This window comes from Stenotrophomonas maltophilia, from assembly GCF_047497515.2.
Taxonomy (GTDB): domain Bacteria; phylum Pseudomonadota; class Gammaproteobacteria; order Xanthomonadales; family Xanthomonadaceae; genus Stenotrophomonas.
On sequence record NZ_JAXAXL020000003.1, the window covers coordinates 104,548 to 124,449 of the forward strand.

12 protein-coding genes and 2 pseudogenes are annotated in these 19,902 nt (G+C 66.9%); 9 read left to right on the forward strand and 5 right to left on the reverse strand.

Annotated features, from left to right (window positions below):
• The first annotated feature begins 262 nt into the window (after positions 1 to 262).
• From ACMZPQ_RS07400 to ACMZPQ_RS07435, 8 genes and pseudogenes are all read left to right on the forward strand, one after another.
• Entirely contained in the window at positions 263 to 3,619 is a 3,357-nt protein-coding gene (locus ACMZPQ_RS07400; RefSeq protein WP_197580794.1) for a S8 family serine peptidase, read from the forward strand.
• A 242-nt stretch (positions 3,620 to 3,861) separates the two neighbouring features.
• Positions 3,862 to 4,422: pseudogene (locus ACMZPQ_RS07405) on the forward strand (YadA family autotransporter adhesin); the annotation flags it as partial.
• Positions 4,423 to 4,716: 294 nt separating this feature from the next.
• Positions 4,717 to 4,956, forward strand: a pseudogene (locus ACMZPQ_RS07410) (YadA-like family protein); the annotation flags it as partial.
• 156 nt (positions 4,957 to 5,112) lie between these two features.
• Positions 5,113 to 6,687, forward strand: a complete 1,575-nt coding sequence (locus tag ACMZPQ_RS07415; RefSeq protein ID WP_197580796.1) for a S15 peptidase family protein — start codon at positions 5,113 to 5,115, stop codon at positions 6,685 to 6,687.
• Positions 6,688 to 6,774: 87 nt separating this feature from the next.
• Positions 6,775 to 8,244: a S41 family peptidase gene (locus tag ACMZPQ_RS07420; protein WP_197580797.1), complete on the forward strand. Its 1,470-nt coding sequence runs from the start codon at positions 6,775 to 6,777 to the stop codon at positions 8,242 to 8,244.
• A gap of 190 nt (positions 8,245 to 8,434) precedes the next feature.
• The gene (locus tag ACMZPQ_RS07425; RefSeq protein ID WP_197580798.1) at positions 8,435 to 8,989 is read left to right on the forward strand and encodes a hypothetical protein; all 555 of its coding nucleotides are present in this window, start codon (positions 8,435 to 8,437) and stop codon (positions 8,987 to 8,989) included.
• Positions 8,990 to 9,106: 117 nt separating this feature from the next.
• On the forward strand, positions 9,107 to 9,544 hold the full coding sequence (locus ACMZPQ_RS07430; RefSeq protein WP_197580799.1) for a hypothetical protein: 438 nt from the start codon (positions 9,107 to 9,109) through the stop codon (positions 9,542 to 9,544).
• 79 nt (positions 9,545 to 9,623) lie between these two features.
• On the forward strand, positions 9,624 to 10,466 hold the full coding sequence (locus tag ACMZPQ_RS07435; protein WP_197580800.1) for a DUF6710 family protein: 843 nt from the start codon (positions 9,624 to 9,626) through the stop codon (positions 10,464 to 10,466).
• A 20-nt stretch (positions 10,467 to 10,486) separates the two neighbouring features.
• Here ACMZPQ_RS07435 and ACMZPQ_RS07440 read toward each other — a convergent pair whose 3' ends face one another.
• Positions 10,487 to 12,133, reverse strand: a complete 1,647-nt coding sequence (locus ACMZPQ_RS07440) for a fatty acid--CoA ligase (protein ID WP_197580801.1) — start codon at positions 12,131 to 12,133, stop codon at positions 10,487 to 10,489.
• A gap of 128 nt (positions 12,134 to 12,261) precedes the next feature.
• Between ACMZPQ_RS07440 and ACMZPQ_RS07445 the strand changes: the two genes are divergently transcribed.
• Positions 12,262 to 12,936, forward strand: a complete 675-nt coding sequence (locus tag ACMZPQ_RS07445; protein ID WP_197580802.1) for a response regulator transcription factor — start codon at positions 12,262 to 12,264, stop codon at positions 12,934 to 12,936.
• Positions 12,937 to 12,939: 3 nt separating this feature from the next.
• On the opposite strand, the gene ACMZPQ_RS07450 is transcribed toward ACMZPQ_RS07445, so the two are convergent.
• The 4 genes from ACMZPQ_RS07450 to ACMZPQ_RS07465 are packed head-to-tail and all read right to left on the reverse strand — an operon-like array spanning position 12,940 to position 19,872.
• Positions 12,940 to 16,275: a hybrid sensor histidine kinase/response regulator gene (locus tag ACMZPQ_RS07450; protein ID WP_312646022.1), complete on the reverse strand. Its 3,336-nt coding sequence runs from the start codon at positions 16,273 to 16,275 to the stop codon at positions 12,940 to 12,942.
• 35 nt (positions 16,276 to 16,310) lie between these two features.
• Entirely contained in the window at positions 16,311 to 16,796 is a 486-nt protein-coding gene (locus ACMZPQ_RS07455) for a MaoC family dehydratase (RefSeq protein WP_197580232.1), read from the reverse strand.
• Positions 16,793 to 17,671, reverse strand: coding sequence for an alpha/beta fold hydrolase (locus ACMZPQ_RS07460; protein WP_197580231.1), 879 nt, complete (start codon positions 17,669 to 17,671; stop codon positions 16,793 to 16,795). The genes ACMZPQ_RS07455 and ACMZPQ_RS07460 overlap by 4 nt, the downstream gene beginning before the upstream one ends.
• Before the next feature lie 11 nt (positions 17,672 to 17,682).
• Positions 17,683 to 19,872 carry a TonB-dependent receptor domain-containing protein gene (locus tag ACMZPQ_RS07465; RefSeq protein ID WP_197580230.1) on the reverse strand — a complete coding sequence of 730 codons (2,190 nt, stop codon included), beginning with the start codon at positions 19,870 to 19,872 and terminating at the stop codon, positions 17,683 to 17,685.
• Between the last annotated feature and the right edge of the window lie 30 nt (positions 19,873 to 19,902).

Here is a 19,902-nt window from a genome sequence, read left to right on the forward strand (position 1 = left end):
CATAGCATTGGTTGCGATGCGATCGCCACTGGACACGCACTCGGGCGGTCCGTACCGGTCCGTACAGCCCGGCGCTGTCAATGCGAATTTGGAAAAGTGTGCGGCACGTCAAATTTTAGGGTAGTGTCGGGGTCGCTGCCGGGGAGGCAGCAGGGTGTACGGCGTTGGGGACCACGCGCGGCACCAGCCATTGAAGCACCAGACATCACAGCGCCGGCGCTGCGCCGGCGTGCATCTCGGGCTTTCATTGAAGGGGTATTCGATGCGCAATGCATGGATCAAACGAAGCAAATGGGTCGCGTTGACACTGGTGGCCGGTGCCGCACTGGCGGCCGCCGCCGTCGGCGTGCGCAGTACCGCCACCCAGTCCAAGAGCGGCAATCCGTCGGTGGATGCGCGAGTCAGCAATCCTGCCGGTCCGGCCGCGCCCAGCCTGGGCAGCGGCCTGGGCGAGCTTTCCAACCGCTACATCGTGGTCTACCGCGAAGAACCGCTGGCCACCTACAAGGGTGATATCCGCGGCCTGGCGGCACCGGAGCGGCTGCGTCCGTCGGCCAGTGCCGCACGTGCGGCGGCGGCCACCGGGAACACGCCCACGCCGCGGATTGCGGTGCAGGGTGCACGCTCGCGTGACTACGTGCGCTTCCTGGCCGATCGGCAGGTGCAGCACGAGGCACGCATCAATGCCACGTTGGGCCGCAGTGTGCGTGTCGAGCGCCGCATGCAGCACGCCATCAATGCCTCGGTGCTGCAGATGAACCCGCAGGAAGCCGAGCGCGTACGCCAGTTGCCCGACGTGGAGCTGGTGGAGGAATACCGCGAGTACGAGCAGGACACCGACGTCGGCCCCGGCCTGATCGGCGCGCCGGCCGTATGGAATGGCACGCCCACGCCGTATCGGGGCGAGGGCATCGTGGTCGGTGTCATCGACTCGGGCATCAACTTCGGCAGCCCGGCGTTCACCGCCCGTGCCGAAGATGGCTACGAGCACGTCAATCCGCTGGGCGCGGGCAACTATCTGGGCACGTGCGCGCCCGGTGGCGTCGATGATGGGCGCTGCAACAGCAAGCTGATCGGTGGCTATGACTTCGTCTGTGCGGCGCCCGGCAACCAGTGCGGCGTTGCCGATGTACGCGAGGAGCCCGGTTTCGGTGATACCAACGGGCACGGCAGCCACACGGCATCCACCGCGGCAGGCAATCCCCATACGGCCAGCTACCGTGGCAACCAGATCCATATTTCCGGCGTTGCGCCGCGCGCCAACATCATCGCTTACGACGCCTGCTACACCGAAGTGTCCACCGGACGCGGCTTCTGCCCCAACACCTCGACGCTGGCCGCGGTGAACCAGGCGCTGGCCGACGGCGTGGTGGATGTCATCAACTACTCCATTGCCGGTGGCACCGCGCCGTGGGGTGAAGCGGTGTCGCTGGCCTTCCTCAATGCGTCCGACGCCGGCATCTACGTGGCCACCTCGGCCGGCAATTCCGGCCCGGGGCCGAACACGCTGGGCCATCTGGAACCGTGGACCGGCAGCACCGCTGCCGCGACCCATGGCCGCGGCGACATCGAGCTGTATGCCGCCGTCAGTGGCCCCGGCACGGTGCCGCCGGCACTGAGCGTGATCCTGCTGACCGAAGGTTCGGGCGGGGTGCCGTTCACTACGCCGATTCCCGCCACCACGCCGATGCGGGTCAGTGCCGGTATCGATACCGCCAACGATGGCTGCGCCGCGTTCCCGGCCAACAGCTTCCAGGGTGCGATCGCGGTGGTGCGCCGCGGCTCGTGCAACTTCAGCGACAAGGTCAACAATGCGGCGGCGGCAGGCGCGATCGCCGTGCTGATCGCCAACAACCAGCCGACGCCGATCCTGCCCAACGTGGCCGGTGCCACCGTGCCGGCCTTTGCCATCGACCAGGCCGATGCGGACGCGCTGCGCACCTTCGCCAACAGCGTCGGCAACGCCGCCACCGGCGGCATCGCCTATCCGGCCACCAAGGTCAGCAACACCCCGGACGTACTGGGTGATTTCAGCTCGCGCGGCCCGGCCGGCATCTTCGATCTGGTCAAGCCTGACGTGACCGCACCCGGTGTGCGCGTGCTGGCGGTGGTAGCCGGCACCAGCGTCACCGGTTCGGAGAATGCCGTGGGCCTGATGGACGGCACCTCGATGGCGTCGCCGCATCACGCGGGTGCCGCGGCCCTGCTGCGCCAGGCACGACCGGACTGGACCGTGCAGGAAGCGCGTTCGGCGCTGATGATGACCGCCCGCCAGGAAGTGCTGAAGGAAGACGGGGTGACCCCGGCCGATGCTTTCGCCATGGGCGCCGGTCGCATCCAGGTCGATCAGGCGTTGCGTGCAGGCCTGGTGTTGAACGAGACCAAGGCCAACTTCCTGGCGGCCAATCCGGCCAACGGTGGTGATGTCGCCTCGCTCAACATCGCCAGCATGGGCAAGCGCAAATGCCCGGACAGCTGCAGCTTCACCCGCGTATTCCGCAATGTGCTGCCGACCCGGCAGACCTGGACCGCCAAGGTCACCGGGCTGACCGCCGTGGTGTCCCCTTCGGTGTTCACCCTGGCCCCGGGCGAGAGCAAGGCGGTGCGGGTGATCGTCACCACCGGCTCGGTGCCGAATGACGGTAGCTGGCGTTTCGCCCGCCTGACGGTGGCGCCGCAGGGCGGTGATACCAGCCAGCCGCTGCTGCGCCTGCCGATTGCCGTCTCGGTACCGCCGCCGCAGATTGCCGCCACGCCGCCGACCAGCTCGCTCACGCTGCCCAGCGGTGGCAGTGGTTCGGTCAACCTGCAGATCAGCAACACCGGCGGCTCGCCGCTGGAATGGCAGATCGACAACTCTGGCGTGGGCACGCGTACGCTGGTGGCGCAGGCACCGAACAACGCCAACGGTCGCCGCTCGACCCGCTTCACCGATGCCGCCTCGGTGGGAGCACGCGCACAGTTGTCCGCCGATGACTTCACCCTCACCGAAGCCACGGGCATCACCCGCATCGTTGCCGACGGTTTCGTCAACGGCGGCACGCTGGCAACCTCGACCAACATCAACTGGTCGATCTTCCGCGATGACGGCGGTAACCCCGAAGGCAATCCGGAATCGTCGCCGCAGCTGGCAGTGTGGTCGTACACCACGACCGTCGGCGGCGCCGGTGTCAGCACCTCGTCCACGCTGGCCAGCATCAACCTGGACATGGCTGGCGCAGGCCAGAACGTGAACCTGGCCGCCGGCCGCTACTGGCTGGTTGTCTCGGTGCGTGCGCCGCTGGCCACCAGCTGGTTCTGGTTCAACGCCACCAGCGGTGACAGCGTGTATCGCGGCGCCATCATCAATCCCGATGGCAGCGGTGCCTGGTCGGCCACCACCGGCGCGCCCGGCCTGGCCTACGGCCTGGGCGGCAGCAACAGCTGCGGTGCCGGCTGGATCGGCACGCCCTCGCGGGCGCTGGGCCGCATCGTGGCCGGCGGCAACCAGACCACGCAGGTGCAGATCAATGCCGGCGGGCTGGCCCCGGGCAGCTATTCCGGCTTTGTCTGCGTGGGCAGCAATGATCCGGGCACGCCGAAGACCGCCGTGCGCGTCGCGTTGACTGTCACGCCGTAACGCGTGCGCAGGCTCCGGGCCGGTCCTGCTCAGGGACCGGCCCGTTTTCCAGCGTTTCCGGCAGGCGCCGGAAACCTTCCTTGATGGACCTTGGGGGTACCGTGAAGACGATGCACAAGCACATCCTTGCCGTGGCGCTGGCCATGGCAACCGCACCGGCGTGGGCCGGTGATACCTGCCAGCTGGACGATGGGTTCGGTGGCGTTTCCAATGGGGGCGCCACCGCTGGCGGCGCCGCTGCGATGGCCTGCGGCAATGGCGCCGATGCCAGTGGCGACCTGTCAGCGGCCGTTGGTACCGGCGCCAGCGCGAGTGGCACCGGCAGCACGGCCATCGGCGCGGCCAGTAGTGCCTCGGGCGACCAGAGCGCGGCCGTTGGCGTCGGCGCATCGGCGTCCGGCGCCAACAGCGCGGCAATCGGCGACAGCAGTACCGCCAGTGGCGATTTCAGCAGCGCCAGTGGCTCCGGCAGCTCGGCTACCGGTTCGTTCTCCACCGCGTCCGGTGCCGGCAGCAACGCCACCGGCGAGAACAGCACTGCCATCGGCAGCCTGTCCGAGGCCAGCGGCACCAACAGCAGCGCCGTCGGCAATGGCGCCGTGGCCACCGCCAATGACAGCGTCGCGCTGGGCAACGGCTCGGTGGCCGACCGTGCCAACACGGTGTCGGTCGGTAGTGCCGGCAACGAGCGGCAACTGACCAACGTGGCTGCGGCAACCCAGGGCACCGACGCGGTCAATCTCAACCAGATGAACAGCGCCAACGCGACCACGCTGTCGTCGGCCAACGGTTATGCGGACACGCGTGCCACGGCCGCGATCAGTTCGGCCAACGCCTACACCGATGCCAGCAGTGCCACCACACTGTCTTCGGCCAACGGCTATACCGACAGCAGGACGGCCGCGGCGGTCAGCACCTCCAAGTCGTACACCGATGCCAGCAGTGCGGCCACGTTGTCTTCGGCCAACGGTTACACCGATACCAAGTCGGCGCAGGCGGTGACCTCGGCCAATGCCTACACCGATCAGCGCCTGGCCCAGTTCGCCCTCGACAACAACGGCCTGCGCCAGGAACTGGACCGTCGCCTGCGCCACCAGGACCAGCGTATCGATCGGATGGGGGCCATGGGCTCAGCCATGTTGAACATGGCCATCAATGCCGCCGGTTCGCAGAGCCCGCGTGGCCGCATTGCCGTCGGTGCAGGTTTCCAGGGCGGCGAGCAGGCGCTGTCGATCGGCTATGGCAAGCGCATTGGCGAGCGCGCCTCGTTCTCGCTGGGCGGTGCCTTCAGCAACGGCGAAAAGTCTGCGGGCATGGGCTTCGGCGTGGACCTGTAAACAGCGGAACCGGGCAGGGGGCGTTGATCGCCCCCTGTTCAGCCGACAATCGCGGCCAACATGTCGATAACGCCATGCTGCGTCGCAAGGTGTCACCCACCATTCGCACTGGTACGGTCCGACCCGTGGCATCACCACCTACGGGGAGAGGCGACAATGCGCAAGGTTCTGCTGCTGTTGATCCTGCTGGCCGGGCTGGCGCCCGCGGCTTTCGCGGCTACGGTCAAGACCACCCACCGCACCATTCCGAGCTGGGACGGAACACCCCTCGGGGCCTTTGTCATCGAACCCCAGGACGGGGGCAGCGGTCGCTATCCGCTGCTGGTGATGCCCAGCAGCTGGGCCGTGCCCAGCGTCGAATACGTGGGGGTCGCACAGGCGCTGGCCCAGCGCGGCTACGTGGTCATCAGCTACAGTTCGCGCGGCTTCTGGGAGTCCGGCGGCGCGATCGACATCGCCGGGCCGGCGACCGTCGAAGATGTCAGCGCGCTGATCGACTGGGCGCTGGACAACACCCGCGCCGACCCGGCACGGATCGGCGTCTCGGGCATTTCCTATGGCGCGGGCACCAGCCTGCTGGCAGCGGCACGCGACCCCCGCATCAAGGCGGTGGCGGCACTGAGTGGCTGGGCCGATCTGCAGGCCTCGCTGTACAGCAACGCTACGCCCAGCGCACAGGGCATCGCGCTGCTGGTCGCTGCGGGCCTGGCCACTGGCCGGCCTGGCGCGGAGTTGGCCACCATCAACCGCAACGTGTTGGTGGGCAACTACCAGGGCGCTGTGGACTCACTGCTGCCGGTGGCCGCACAACGCAGCCCTTCGGCGAGCATCGCCGAGATCAACGCGCATCAACCCGCGGTGTTCCTCGCCAACGCCTTCAACGACAGCCTGTTCCCGCCGGGCCAGCTGGTGGATTTCTTCAACCAGTTGAAAGGCCCCAAGCAGCTGCAGTTGCGCCACGGTGACCATGCACTCAACGAAGCCTTCGGCGCGCTGGGCATTCCCAACGAGGTCTATGACCAGGTGGGTGACTGGTTCGATCACTACCTGAAGGCCGTGGCCAATGGCATCGACCGCCAGCCCGCCGTGCAGCTGAAGTCACAAAAGGGCAGCTGGAGCACCTATCCGACCTGGCAGGCCACCAACAGTGGCGCGGTGAGCTACGGCCTGACCGCGCCGAGTGGCCTGCTGCTGCCCACCGGCGGCCTCGCCGAAAATGGCGGCGCCACCGGCTGGAACTACCGCATCGGCAGTGGCCTGCTGACTGCGGCCAATTCCGGGGTGGCGCTCGCCTCGGGGGCGCTGCAGATGATCAACCTGCCACCCGGCGCCTATATGCCGTTCGTCGGGCGCAGCGCCGCCGGCGTCTGGCAGGGCCCGGTGTACTGGAGCGCGCGCCGCCTGGACGGTGCCCCCGAAGTGCGGTTGACGGTGACCCCGAGCCGCGCCAACACCACGCTGTATGCGTACCTGTATGCCGAGGATGTGCTGGGCAACGGCCAGTTGATCAGCCACAAGCCGTACACGCTGCGCGGTGCCACGCCGGGGCAGGCCAAGACCATCGATCTGCGCCTGGAAGCGAGCAGCTGGAACCTTCCGGCAGGCAGTCGGTTGACCCTGGTGGTCGATACGGTGGATCTGCGCTATGCCGGTATCAGCCAGCTGGGTGGCACGGTGAGCTTCAGTTCCCCGGCCGGGTCGGCTTCGGTGCTGAAGGTGCCGTTGCACTGACACCATGCCGCGCCCGTTGCGGCGGGCGCAGTACCGAAGCCCGGAAAACTGCGAGACTTCTGATTGATCCAGGGGAGGGATGAATCCATGGCCATCGCATGGCTGCTGCTCGCTGCAGTGTTCGTCGCGCCAGCCACGGCGACAGACTGGTCGAACACGCTGTTGAGAGATCTGGACGCGGCTGACGCGGCCATGCGTGGCAGTCACCCCGGCGCGGTGGACCGGCAGAACCCCGGATTCGCCACCCAGCTGGATGATGCGCTTGCCCTTGCGCGATCACGCGCAGGCAAGGTGGACAGCTTCGCCGGCTACTGGTGGAGCATGAAAGGCTACGCGGCCGCCTTCAATGATGGCCATGTCAGCGTCAATGCGCTTGCCGGCGCGCCAGGGTTGCCGATGCGATGGCCCGGCTTCCTGACCGGCTTCGATGGCGGCATGCAGGTGGTCATGAGCGTGGACGGTGGGCCAGGGCATCCGCCGCTGGGGGCACACCTGGTGTCCTGCGACGGCGTGGATGCGGCGGCGCTGGCCGCACGCCGCGTGGGCGACTTCAGTGGGCGATGGAACCTTCAGGCCAGCCGCATCCAGGGCGGTGGCGAGGTGTTGCTTGAGCAGGGCAATCCTTTCCTGCCCACGCTGCGCAGCTGCGTGTTCCGCGTAGATGGGCGCGAACAGGCGTATGCGCTGCACTGGACGCCGCTCGATCCGGCGCAGCGCACACAGCGCGTGGCCGATACCCGTCGCAGTTTCCGGCCGGCCAACGGTTGGCACGCCCTGCATGATGGCGGCTATTGGATCACCACCAGCAGCTTCAATGCCGATCCGGCCGGACAGAATTTCAAGGAGCTGACAGCGCTGCTTGAGGCGCTTTCGCTTGCACCCAGATCGCTGCAACAGGCGCCGCAGGTGGTGCTGGACGTGCGTGGCAACACCGGCGGGGCGTCTCATTGGAGCATCGAGCTGGCGCGATTGATCTGGGGGCGCGCCGCCGTGGATGCGCTGCCTGACCGCAGCTGGGTGGAGTGGCGGACCTCCGAGGCCAACATCGCACAGCTTCGCGGCTTCCTGCAGAAGCTGGAACAGGCGCCCGATGCATCGCCGGAGTTGATTCGCATGCTGGAAATCGTGACGGAAGGAATGGCACGCGCGCGCCGCGGGGGCGACGTGTTGTGGCGTGAGCCGTCGGAGGCCACGGCAGATCCAGTACCCACGGCACCCCAGGTCATATCCACGCACAAGGGCCGGGTGGTGATCGTGGCCGACGCTGCCTGTGGTTCGGCCTGCCTGGATGCGCTGGATCTCTGGAAACGATTGGGCGCGCTGCAGGTGGGCGTCGAGACCTCCGCCGACAGCCTCTACATGGACGTGAGGCCGGAAGTGCTGCCAAGCGGCGTTGCCAGGATCTCGGTGCCGATGAAGGTCTTCCGCGGTCGGGTACGCGGTTCGAATGAGCCTCACCTGCCGGATCGCCGCTATGGCGGCGACATGCGGGATACCGCGGCACTGGAGGCATGGGTCCAGCGCGATACGGGGGCAGGGGACGATTTCATCCATTGACGGTTGTTGGGCAGGAACACCATGCTGCGCGACTGGTGCATGCATAACGCGGATTGCGAGGAGGGTCGTCATGCCAAGGAAAATGGCAGCGCTACGGGAGACGGGCAGGCGCGTTCCGTGGTCTGCCGGATTCGCGCTGGCGTTTTTCGTCGGGCTCTGCAGCTGTAGCGAGCCGCCTGTCGAGCGACCGTTGAACCCGCTCGTTGCGCCGTACCTGTCGCGCTCCGGTGTCGATCGGGCCGGTGACAATGCGGTCGTCGTCCATCTTTCACTCCGGGACGGTCGTGTCATCGAAGGGCCGGGCAGAGGGGCCGGCACGCCTTGGACGCAGATCCGGCTGCTGGTGAGCGTCGGCTCGCGGCTGCCCTCGGTCGCCGGGCTTCCCGCCGACAGCGACATCCGCGACGAGGGCGACGGCTTCGAACGCATCATTCAACCGAAGCGTCGAGCCGATCCGGGCATCCTGCACTTCAACGGACCCTGTGCGATGGATGTGTTTGCCACGCAGAGTTACACCGATGGCAAAGGGCGCGCGCACTTCCTTGCCGAGATGCAGGTGGAGCGGGACCTCTACCTGCAGTATCTGTACGGTGCGCAAAGCCGGCAGTACCATCGGCGCTATGCCGATTGGGTGTGTCGCTGGTATCGGGCCGAGCGGAATGCCGGTGCCTCCCAACCTGTAGCGTTGTGCCAACCGGAGATGGATGTCCTTGAAGATCATGGATCTGAGCGATTCCGAGTTTGAGAGCGATGTCCAGCCGGCGCGTCATCGCCGAGATGGATTTCCCGCCGCCCTGATGGGAGGCATCCTCAAGCAGAAGGTACAACCCCTATGACTACTTTGGCGTCCCCTGCAGATCTGGTGCCGCTGTTGTCCACATTTTCGCGGGCGACGCTGGCGTCGGGCATGCAGCTCTTCCATGGCGGTGCATTCGGCCCCGGCAAGCCGTTGTCCGGGATCACGCACGGCATGTGGTTCTCCACGGATTCAGCCCTTGCCCGGCAGTACGCATGTTTTGGCAGCGCAGGCATACCGACCTACCTGTTGCAGGTAATGGTCCTCCGGGACCTCAACGTCATCCTGCTGCCCAATGCGCCATTGAGGATGCTCAAGAGGCACTACGGCGACTTTCTTCCACAGCACGCCATGATCAACCGTGACCTGGCGACGAGCTTCAAGACGATGGGCGTGGATGGAATGGCCTTCCAGGAAGAGGTGTCGCACGCTGGCGATTTCACCGAGGTGTTCCTTGGCGATGTCCAACACAACGTATCGGTGGTTTCGCATCAGCCATCCTGATCCCGGTGGCTGACCGCTATGCTCGCTGATGCAGGCCGATCGGCATGCGCGCCACCTCCACTACGGAGCACCTGCCTGGATGGACGATCCCGAATCCATGGCGTGGCCATTGAAACCACGCTCCACGCTGTCCCATTGGGCGCAGTGCATTGGCGCCCCCTTGCTGCGCGCGGCCGAACGGGCCAAGGCCCGTAGCGAGCGACGGGCACGGGCGCGCCCCGAAGCACGTTTCCAGCGACTGATGGAGACCGCTCATGAGATTGCCGCCATCAATCCCGCTGGCCTCCCTGATTTCATCAGCGCGATCCTGCGTCCGCTGCAGGCCGAGCACCTGCTGAGCATTGCCGAGTTCGGCGGCACGCCGGATATCGAGGCGGATTCGTGGACATTCTTTGGTCCGGCGGTCAGAAGGCGCCTCTTTGCGGATGACGGCAGCACTTGGCGTCCCACCACGCATGACCCAGACCAGCATCCGATGGCGCTTGCACGGGACCTGGTGCTGCCGTGGCCCTGGAACCACGGGCGTTATGTGTCCGCACTGGCCACCATCGGCAGCACCAAAGGCCACGCGCAGAGTCCGGCGTGGCTGCAGCGCTGGCAAGGGCCTTGGCGGCAGGATCCGCTCAACCACAGCGTCGAGCTCTGGTTGCCCTGGCGCATCGGCTTCGTGCATGGCGGCAATCACTCCATCGCCGCAGGGATCCTGGCCGGCGAAGGGGTCATCACCCCCAGCTCGGTCTATGATTTTTCCTATCTGTTCGCGGAGCTGCGCGCCGAGGCCAAAGGCTTCCGCCGTGTCGACAATGGTCGTTGGGAGGCGGCGGTGGATGATCCACGCATCGCGGCCGTGTTCGAGATCGGGCGACTCATTTACTTGGCCGGACAAGCCGCCACGCCTGCGGGACGTTGCGATTCTGCTTGAGTGCGTCGCGGACGCGACGCTCAGCGAGTGCCGGCCTCTGCACCCGGATCATGCAGCCCACGCAGCTTCTTCTTGTTGATCTTGCCCACGCTGGTGCGCTCTATGGAATCCACGAAGCTGACGCGTTCTGGAATCGCATAGCGTGAGATATCCCCGGCACGGCTGCGGGCCGAGATCAGTTCGATGATCTCGGCTTCCGTCACCTTGCTGCCTGGCTGCCGGACCACCAGCGGCAACGGCCGCTCGCCCCATTTTGTATCTGCGATTCCGATTACCGCTACTTCGCTGACCGCCGGATGCAGGGCGATGATGTCTTCCAGTGCCAGCGACGAGATCCATTCGCCGCCGGTCTTGATCACGTCCTTGATGCGGTCGGTCACCCGCAGGTAGCCGGCGGCGTCGATGTTGCCGATGTCCCCGGTATGCAGGTAGCCGCCTGCCCACAAAGCCGCCGAGGCGTCGGGATCGTGCAGGTAACCCTCGGTAAGCCAGGGGGCGCGTACCACCACCTCGCCGGTCGCGATGCCATCGTGGGCGACCTCGCTCAGGTCCGGGTCGACGATGCGCAACTCCACCAGCGGCACGGGTATGCCGGCCTTGGTGCGCAGCGAAAGAACCTCATCCACGTCGGTCACGGAGTCCACGTCGATCTGGGCGAGCGTCAGCAGCGGGCAGGTCTCGGACATGCCGTAGCCACCGAAGATGTCGATGCCGCGTGCCAGCGCCCGTTGCGCCAGCGCACGCGGCAGGGCCGCGCCGCCGATGATCACCTTCCAGCTGCCCAGATCGGTATCCGCCGCCAGCGGATGCTCCAGCAGCATATGCAGGATGGTCGGCACGCAGTGCGAGAAGGTGACCTTTTCGCGGGCGATCAATGCCAGCAGCTGTGCAGGCTGGTAGCGCCCCGGGTAGACCTGCTTGATGCCCAGCAGCGTGGCCACGTAGGGCAGGCCCCAGGCGTGCACATGGAACATCGGGGTGATCGGCATGTAGACGTCGCCGCGGTGCAGGCGTCCTTGGGTGGCCGCGCTGCCCAGCGCGGCCATCCCCGTCAGCGAATGCAGGACCAGTTGCCGATGGCTGAAATGGACGCCCTTGGGCAGGTCGGTGGTACCGGTGGTGTAGAACACCGTGGCACGGGTGTTCTCATCGAAGTCCGGGAAGTCGGTGACGGCCGCGGTTGCGCGCAGGCCCGCCTCGTACTCGGTCACGAAACCCTCTGGCAATGGACCGCCGGCATCGTCCAGCAGGATGCGTGTATGCAGATCCGGCAGCTGTTCGTCGATGCCGTCCAGTATCGGCAGGAACTCGCGATTGGCGAGGATCACCCGCGCACCGCTGTGATTGAGCGTGTAGGCAATCTGTTCGGGGGCCAGGCGCACGTTCACCATCATCAGCACCGCGCCGATCATCGGTACGGCGAAGTAGGCCTCCAGATAGCGGTTGCTGTCCCAGTCCATCACCGCCACGGTGTCGCCGTGCTTGACCCCAAGTGAGGTCAACAACCCGGCCAGCTGGCCGATGCGCGCCTGCAGCGTGCGGTAGTCGAAACGGACCGAATCGCCGTAGACAATCTCCTGGTCCGGGTGGACTGCCAGTGGCGTGCGCAGCAGCTGCTTGATCAGCAGCGGGCAGGCGGAGGTGGCAGGGGCAGGAGGGAATGACATGGGGTGTCCTCGTGGACGGCGTATCGAGAGCCGTGCTTCACCCCCCACACTATCCGCATGCCCGCGCGGCGCCAGCGTACCTAGGTACGCCTCCCCACGGCGGGACGATTTGCTACTCTCGTCTGCACATGCCAACCCTGCTCATCGCCGACGATCACCCCCTGTTCCGTGCGGCACTGCATCGCGCGGCCGTAGAGGCGGTGGCCGATCTTCAGATCAGCGAGGCCGGTTCGCTCGACGGCGTGCTGGAGGTGCTGGAGCAGCAGTCGATCGACCTGATGCTGCTGGACCTGCACATGCCGGGCAATCACGGGCTGGCCGGCCTGGCCACCCTGCGCGCGTTGCAACCGGGGCTGGCGATCATCATCGTCTCGGCCAACGAAGAGCCGCAGGTGATCCGCCGTGCCATCGACCTCGGTGCGGCGGGCTACCTGCCAAAGAGTTCGGGGTTGAGCGAACTGCAATCCGCGCTGCAATCGGTGCTGGAGGGCGAGCGTTGGATACCGGCGCTGCTGCGCGAGCCGGTGGCGCGGATCGCCCCCTTCGACCGGGATACCGACCTGGCCGCACGGCTGGCCAGCCTGTCCGCGCATCAGTACAGGGTACTGGGCCTGGTAGCCGAAGGCCTGCTCAACAAGCAGATTGCCGATCGGCTGGGCGTGCAGCTGCGCACGGTCAAGGCGCACATGACGCGCATCATGGAGCGGCTGGGGGTGCGCAACCGTGCGCAGGCCATCCGCGTGCTGCACGAAATGGGATTGGCCGATCCATCGCGGCAGATTGAAGGCGGCCATGACGGTTGACCGTCATGCCGTGGCCGCGCGCGGTGTCACCAGCAGGTGGTTGATTGCCCAGCGCAGTGCCAGCGGCTTGAACGGCTTGCTCAACAATGAAAGGCCGGCGGCGCGCACCGCCTCGCGGGTGGCGCTGCCCGTGTCCGCACTGAGGATCACCGTGGGCCGCGGCCCGTGCAGGGTGGCCAGGCGCATCCACAGCGCAACACCGGTATCGCCGTCATCCAGGTGATAGTCGAACAGCCACAGCGCGGCCGCCTGCGCCGAGGCCCCGATGGCATCGGCAGCGCGTACGGCGATGACCTCGCATCCCCACGACAACAGCAGCTGCCGCAATGCGTCCAGCGCCTCCGCATCGTTGTCGACCACCAGCACACGGATGCCCTTGAGGGTGCTGTTGGCACTGGCTGCGGGCGCCGCCAATGGCAGCGACGGCGGTATCGCGCTGGCCACGCTGATCGAGAACGTGGAGCCGCGGCTGGGCACGCTGCGCAGCTGCAATGGCGCGTGCAGCAGGTCGGCGATGCGGTGTGCGATGGTCAGGCCGAGCCCGAGGCCTTGGCCATTGCTGCGGTCCAGCCGGTGGAATTCTTCGAACACCACCGCATGCTGCTCCACGGTGATGCCGGGGCCCGTGTCATGCACGCCGATCGACAGCCGCTGCCCTTGTCGGCGCACGCCCAACAGCACGCCACCGCGGCGGGTGTAGCGGATGGCATTGGCGAGGAAGTTCTGCAGCACCCGGCGCAGCAGCAGGGGATCGCTGTGGACCCAGGCACGGGTACGCACATGGCCGAATTGCAGGCCACGTGCTGCAGCCAGCACGGCGAATTCCTGCGCCAGCGGATCCAGTACCGTCGACAGCGCGAACGGGCGCGGATCGGCGACCAATCCACCGGCTTCCAGCCGCGAGATGTCCAGCAGGCCTGACAGCAGGTCGTCGGTGGAATCCAGTGCGCCGCGGATCTGGCGCAGGAAACTGTCGAGGAACTCGGATTCGATGTGCTGCGACATGGCATCGGTCAGCAGCTGCGCGGCGTGCAGGGGCTGGATCAGGTCATGGCCCACCGCAGTGAGGAAGCGGGTTTTGGCCACGTTGGCACGTTCGGCCTCCTGCACCGCGTTCTGCAGCTGGGCGGTGCGCTCCTGCACGCGTCGCTCCAGCGTCTCGTTGCTGCGCTTGAGCGCATCTTCCGCGCGCCGGAAGGCGGTGACATCGGTGAAGGTGGCCACGTAGCCGCCGCCCGGCATCGGATTGCCACGGATCTCCACGATGGTGTCATCCGGGAAGATGCGCTCGGACAGATGCGGTGTACCTCGCCGCATGTGCGCCACGCGGCGCTGCAGGGCCTTGTCGGGCGAGTCGCCGGGGACGGTGCCGATTTCCAGGCGTGCCAGTGCCCATGCGGTGAGGTTCACCACCGGCTGGCCGACCTGCAGCAGCGACGGCGGGAATCCGAACAGCGCGGCATAGCGGCTGTTCCAGGCCACCAGCTGCAGATCGGCATCGACCACGCTGATGCCCTGGCTCATGTTCTCCAGTGCCGCTTCCAGCAGAAGCTGGTTGAAGCGCAGCACCTGGGTGGCTTCACCCACGGCACGGGTGACCGCCTCCAGCGGCGCGGCTCCCCCATCGCGGGCGGCTTCCACCAGCAGCCGCGCCATGCCGGCGCCGACCACGGCGGTCAGTTCGCGTTCGATGGCGGTGACCCGATCGTCGTCCAGCACCCGCCCGGCGTGCCCATCCATCAGCTGGCGCGCCCGTTCCTGGCCGAGAAAACGGCCTGCGGTGCTGCGCAGCGACGCGGCCGCCACTGCTTCGCGGCGACGCGGCAGTGACGGCCGCACGGCACGGGATACCAGTGCCACGGTCAGCAGATTGACCACCAGGCTGGCACCCATGCTGAGGGCGATGTGGCCCGGCTGCAGGTGCAGCGAGACCACCGCCAGCCACCGCAGTGCGGCGGGGCTGGCCGAAGCTGACGCGGCAGGAAGCACCATCGGCAGCAGCACCAGCCACAACCAGACCAGCGAGCCCAGCACGATGCCGGCGATGATGGCCGGCGTCGGCGTACGTGGGCGATACACCGCCAGCAGCACCGCCGGGGCCAGCTGCGAGAGCGCGGTGAACGACATCAGGCCGAAGTCGCTGAGCGCCTCGATGCCGCTCATCGCCCGGCTGTACAACCATGACATCAGGAACACGGCCACGATGCCGGCGCGGCGGAACGCCAGCACGCGCGGCCGCAGGTCGGCGCTGGTCGCGCCGGTCTCGATGCCGCCCAGCAGGCGCGAGCCAAAGCCGTGGTTGCCGAGCATGATCGACAACGTCAGCCCGGACAGGATCATCATGCCGGTGGCGGCACTCAGGCTGCCGAGATAGGCGAGCAGGGCCAACAGGTGGTGGCCGCCGGCCTGCGGCAGCGCCAGCACATACAGGTCCGGCGATACCGATGCTGGCAGCTGTGCGGCGCCGGCCAGCGCCATCGGCACCGAAGGCAGGCCGATCAGCAGCAGGTAGGCCGCGAACATCCAGCGCGCTGTCTTCAGGTCCGAAGGCTTGCGCAGCTCGACCACGCCCACATGGAACTGATGGGGCAGGGTGAACGCGGAGATCGCGCCCAGCGCGACCATGGTGAGGTAGTCCGGCACCACGGCGGGCGGCGGCAGCTGCGCCATCTTCGGCAGCAGCGGCGCGCCGGAGTGCTGCACCGCCAGCGCCGCATACAGGCCGATCGCCAGCAACGCTACCAGCTTCAACAGCGATTCCAGGCCCAGCGCCACCACGATGCCCCGGTTGTGCTCGGTGGCCGAGGCCTTGCGGGCGCCAAACAGCAGGGTGAACGCTGCCATGGTCAGCGCGAACCAGAACGACATGTCCAGCTGCCAGCCGGCCGGCGCGAAGCGATCCCCCAACAGCGCCGCCAGGCCCTGGCTGACCGCTCGCAGCTGCAGCGCGATGTAGGGAATGATGCCGAACAGCGCAACCAGGGTGATGGTGATGCCCAGGCCCTGGTCAGCGCGCAGCCGTGCCACCACCAGGTCGGCGATGGTGGCGCTGTTGTGTTGCTTGGCCAGGCGCCCCAGGCGGAGCAGGAAAGGCAGGCCGAAGGCAAAGATCAACGCCATGCCGACCAGCGTCGGCGGAATCGGGAAGTGCCATTGCATGCCCTGAGAGGCGGCCCCGTAATACGTCCAGGCCGTGCAATGCACGCCCAGCGACAGCGCGTAGATGACCGGCCACGCCCTGGCCAGCCGGTGCCCTCGACGCTCCCCCCACAGGGCCACGCCAAACAGCAGTACGGTCCACGCGATACAGGCGAACAGGACGACGGAGGGCGTCAACATCGCTCCAGTGTAGAGAGAACCGGCGCCGGTCGGCGCTAGGCGGCAAGCACGACCAGTGACAACTGCTCAGCCATCGCTGCTACCTCGCCATCGGCGACGCGCTCGACCGCCTTGTGCTGGGTCAGCAGCCATTGCCCGGGCCGGCGCGGCTCCAGCGACAGCAGCCGCGAGCGCACCTGCACCTCGGAACCACTCGGCACCGGTGCCAGGAAGCGCACCTTGTTCAGGCCGTAGTTGAGTACGTGCGCGATGCCGGGAAAGCCGGCGAGGGCGGCCACATCGTCTTCCACAGTGAGAGAGAGCAGCAGGAACCCGTGTGCGATGGTCTGCCCACCCGGCAGCTGCGCGCGTGCCCGGGCCGGATCGACATGGATCCAGTTGTGGTCGCCGGTCGCCTCGGCGAAGGCATCGATGCGTGATTGCGTGATGTGCACGCTGGCGCCCACGCGTTCCCCTGCCGCCCACCGATGCAGCGCTTGCAGGGAGGCAGGCAGCGCGTCTTCCGCGGCCCCGCTGCTCATCGCACACGTTCCAGCAGGGCCAGGATCGCATCACGCGCTTCCGGCTCGGACAACATCGGCGCATGGCCGACGTCGGGCACTTCGACCAGGCGGGCACTCTCCGCTGTCGCCGCCATCTGCCGCGCAACCTCGGCCGGCAGGATGTCGGACAGCGCACCACGCACCACCAGCACCGGCACCCGCGCGGTCAGCGCACGCACTGCACGCCACAGCACCGGCCGCAGCAGCCACAGCAGCCACGGGCGGGTGGTGCGGATCACCGCTGGATCGTAGTCCAGCTCCAGCAGGCCATCGCCGCGCGGCCGGAACGTGCGTACCACCATCGCACGCCAGTCATCGTGTGTGAAGCGCGGGAACGCGGCTTTGCCGATCGACGCCACATAGGCGGTGGCCTGGTCCAGATCCATCGGCGGCACCGGCTTGCCGGCATACCTGCCGATCCGCGCCAGCGCCTCGCGCGGGACCTTGGGGCCAGCATCGTTGAGCACCGCCGCGGAAATCAGCTGCGGCGCGCGCGAGGCGAGGGTGATGGTGACCAGCACGCCGAGCGAGGTGCCGATGAACACCGCCGAGTCGATGTTCTGCGAGCGCAGCAGTGCCACCATGTCGTCGGCGTAGGTGCGCGGGTTGTAGCGGGACGGGTCCTTGGCGCGCTCCGAGCCGGCGCGCCCGCGCAGGTCGACGGCGATCACGCGCCAGCCGGCGAGGGTGAGCGAATCGGCCAGCGCATCGAAGTCGGCGCCATTGCGGGTCAGGCCCGGAATGCACACCACCGTGCCGCGACATGCCCGGCCCGCTGCCGGCGCGTGATCGCGCGCATGCAGTCGCAGGCCATCGTCGCTGTTCCAGTACAGATCTACGCAAGACTGCGTCATGCAGGGGCTTCCTAGAAATCGTAACGGATGCTGAGGCTATATTGTCGTGGCGGCCCGTAGAAGCCAATAAGCGTGCCCACCGCTGGAATGTTGTAACCGGTGGTGCGGTATTCCTTGTCGGTCAGGTTGGCGCCCTGCAACGAGAACGTCCACGCATCATCCAGCCGCCAGATCACGCCGGCATTGACCAGCCCGTAGCCCTCCTGGCGGATCACCGGGCTCAGGTCGGTCGTTGGCCACACCTCGCTCTGGTAGCTGTAGCTCACCCGCGCCGACAGGTTGCTGCCGTTGGCCAGGTCGGTGCGGTATTCCACGTTCACTGCCCCCGAAAATTCCGGCGCATTGGTGAACTTCATCTGCCTGGCCACGTTGATGCCGCGGTCGATGTACTCGTCGTAGCGGGTATCCAGCCAGGCCAGGTTCCCGGAAATCAGCCAGTGCTGGCTCGGCAGGTACTGGTACTCCACTTCCAGGCCCTTGACGGTACCGGCGCCGGCATTGGTGAAGTCGCCGAAGAAGGAATCATCGATGCCATCGCCGTTGGTATCCAGGCCGGTGAACACCGACAACTGGATGTCCTTGTACTTGTTGTAGAAGGCCGACAGGTTCAGGAACAGGCGCTGGTCGAGGAAGGCCATCTTGCTGCCCACTTCATAGCTGTCGACGGTCTCGTCGTCGAACGGCTCGGCCGAGCGCGGTACCGCCACCGCGTTGGCGCGGATGTTGTAGCCGCCCGACTTGAAGCCACGCGTTGCCAGGCCATACACCATGATGTCCGGGGTGATCTGGTAGTCCAGCGAGACCTTGGGCGAGACGTTCCTGAAGGTGGTCTTCTTGTCGAAATCCGCGGTCACCGCCACCGGCCGGCTGAAGCCCGGGTCGGCATAGAGGCGGTTCAGCACGATCGCACGCTTGTCCTCATCGGTGTAGCGGGCGCCCACATCCAGCTTGAGCCTGCGGGTCAGGTCGAAGGTCCAATCCGCATACAGCGCGATGCTGTCGGTCAGCACCTTGCCCTGGTTGTCGGCGAACTGCGCGCTGAAGTAGTTGTTCTGGATCTGCCCGCCGGCTTCGCCACTGAACTGGTAGACGCCGACCACGCCACGCACGCGGCCACCGGCATCGTAGTTCAGCTGCACCTCGTTGCTGACCTGGTTGTCGTTGTAGGTGCCGCTGACGTCGGCCAGCTTGACCGGCGTGGTGTCGAAGTCGATGTTGGCCTCGCTGTCCGATTCGCGCTTGGCCACCACGTACTTCACTGCGATGTCTTCGCTGGGGCGCCAGTTCACCGTGGCCGACGCGCCCTTCGTTTCCACGTTGTTGAGATTGCGCATGCCCGAGCGGATGTCGTAGCGGCTGTCCATCGGTGGGTAGGCGCGCAGGAACGGGTTCGGCGCCAGCATCTTCGAGCCACGCATGCCGGACTGGTCGTCGATCCAGTCCAGTGCGAACTGCACGTCGAAGTCGTCGCCCGCATAGGCGCCGAGATTCAGGCGTGCCGCGTTGATCTGCTTGTCGCTGACCGGCTGACCGTTGAAGGTATTCTCGCCAAAGCCATCGTGGTTCATGCTGGCCACCGCCACGCGCGCGCGCAGGCCGCTGTCGGCGCCGCCGATCGGGCCGCCGATGGCCGCCTTGGCATCGAGCTGGCTGTAGTTGCCCACGGTGATCTGGGCGAAGCCCTCGGTCTGGGTGGGCAGGCCGCGCGAGATGTACTTGATCGCGCCGCCGATGGTGTTCTTTCCATACAGCGTGCCCTGCGGACCGCGCAGTACCTCGATGCGCGATACGTCGAACACATCCAGCAACGCTCCCTGCGGCCGCGCGATGTAGACATCATCCAGATAGATGCCGACGCCCGGATCGGCGCCCCAGGTAGGGTCGGACTGGCCCACGCCGCGGATGTAGGCGGTCACCGTGCTGCTGGCGCCGCGCGCCGCATAGATGGTCAGGTTGGGCACCTGCGCGTCCAGGTCGCTGATGTCCTGGACATTCATCCTGTCCAGCGCCTCGGAGGTGAAGGCAGTGACCGCCACCGGCACTTCCTGCAGGGTCTCCTCGCGCTTGCGGGCGGTGACCTTGATGCTGTCCAGGTTGGTGGGCGAGGCGGTGCGGCCTTCTGCCTGCGGCGCCTCCTGTGCCAGTACCGGGCCGGACACCAGCAATGCGCCGATCACCAGGCTCAAGCAATTCCGTTTCATTCGACCTTCCCCCGAGGCATGTCCATTGCA

What these genes read in the sequence shown, in the direction of transcription:
- ACMZPQ_RS07450 (WP_312646022.1), bottom strand. Translation starts at nt 16,275, where the DNA reads ATGTTGACGCCCTCCGTCGTCCTGTTCGCCTGTATCGCGTGGACCGTA.
- ACMZPQ_RS07415 (WP_197580796.1), top strand. Translation starts at nt 5,113, where the DNA reads ATGCGCAAGGTTCTGCTGCTGTTGATCCTGCTGGCCGGGCTGGCGCCC.
- ACMZPQ_RS07460 (WP_197580231.1), bottom strand. Translation starts at nt 17,671, where the DNA reads ATGACGCAGTCTTGCGTAGATCTGTACTGGAACAGCGACGATGGCCTG.
- ACMZPQ_RS07400 (WP_197580794.1), top strand. Translation starts at nt 263, where the DNA reads ATGCGCAATGCATGGATCAAACGAAGCAAATGGGTCGCGTTGACACTG.
- ACMZPQ_RS07420 (WP_197580797.1), top strand. Translation starts at nt 6,775, where the DNA reads ATGGCCATCGCATGGCTGCTGCTCGCTGCAGTGTTCGTCGCGCCAGCC.
- ACMZPQ_RS07440 (WP_197580801.1), bottom strand. Translation starts at nt 12,133, where the DNA reads ATGTCATTCCCTCCTGCCCCTGCCACCTCCGCCTGCCCGCTGCTGATC.
- ACMZPQ_RS07435 (WP_197580800.1), top strand. Translation starts at nt 9,624, where the DNA reads ATGGACGATCCCGAATCCATGGCGTGGCCATTGAAACCACGCTCCACG.
- ACMZPQ_RS07465 (WP_197580230.1), bottom strand. Translation starts at nt 19,872, where the DNA reads ATGAAACGGAATTGCTTGAGCCTGGTGATCGGCGCATTGCTGGTGTCC.
- ACMZPQ_RS07445 (WP_197580802.1), top strand. Translation starts at nt 12,262, where the DNA reads ATGCCAACCCTGCTCATCGCCGACGATCACCCCCTGTTCCGTGCGGCA.
- ACMZPQ_RS07455 (WP_197580232.1), bottom strand. Translation starts at nt 16,796, where the DNA reads ATGAGCAGCGGGGCCGCGGAAGACGCGCTGCCTGCCTCCCTGCAAGCG.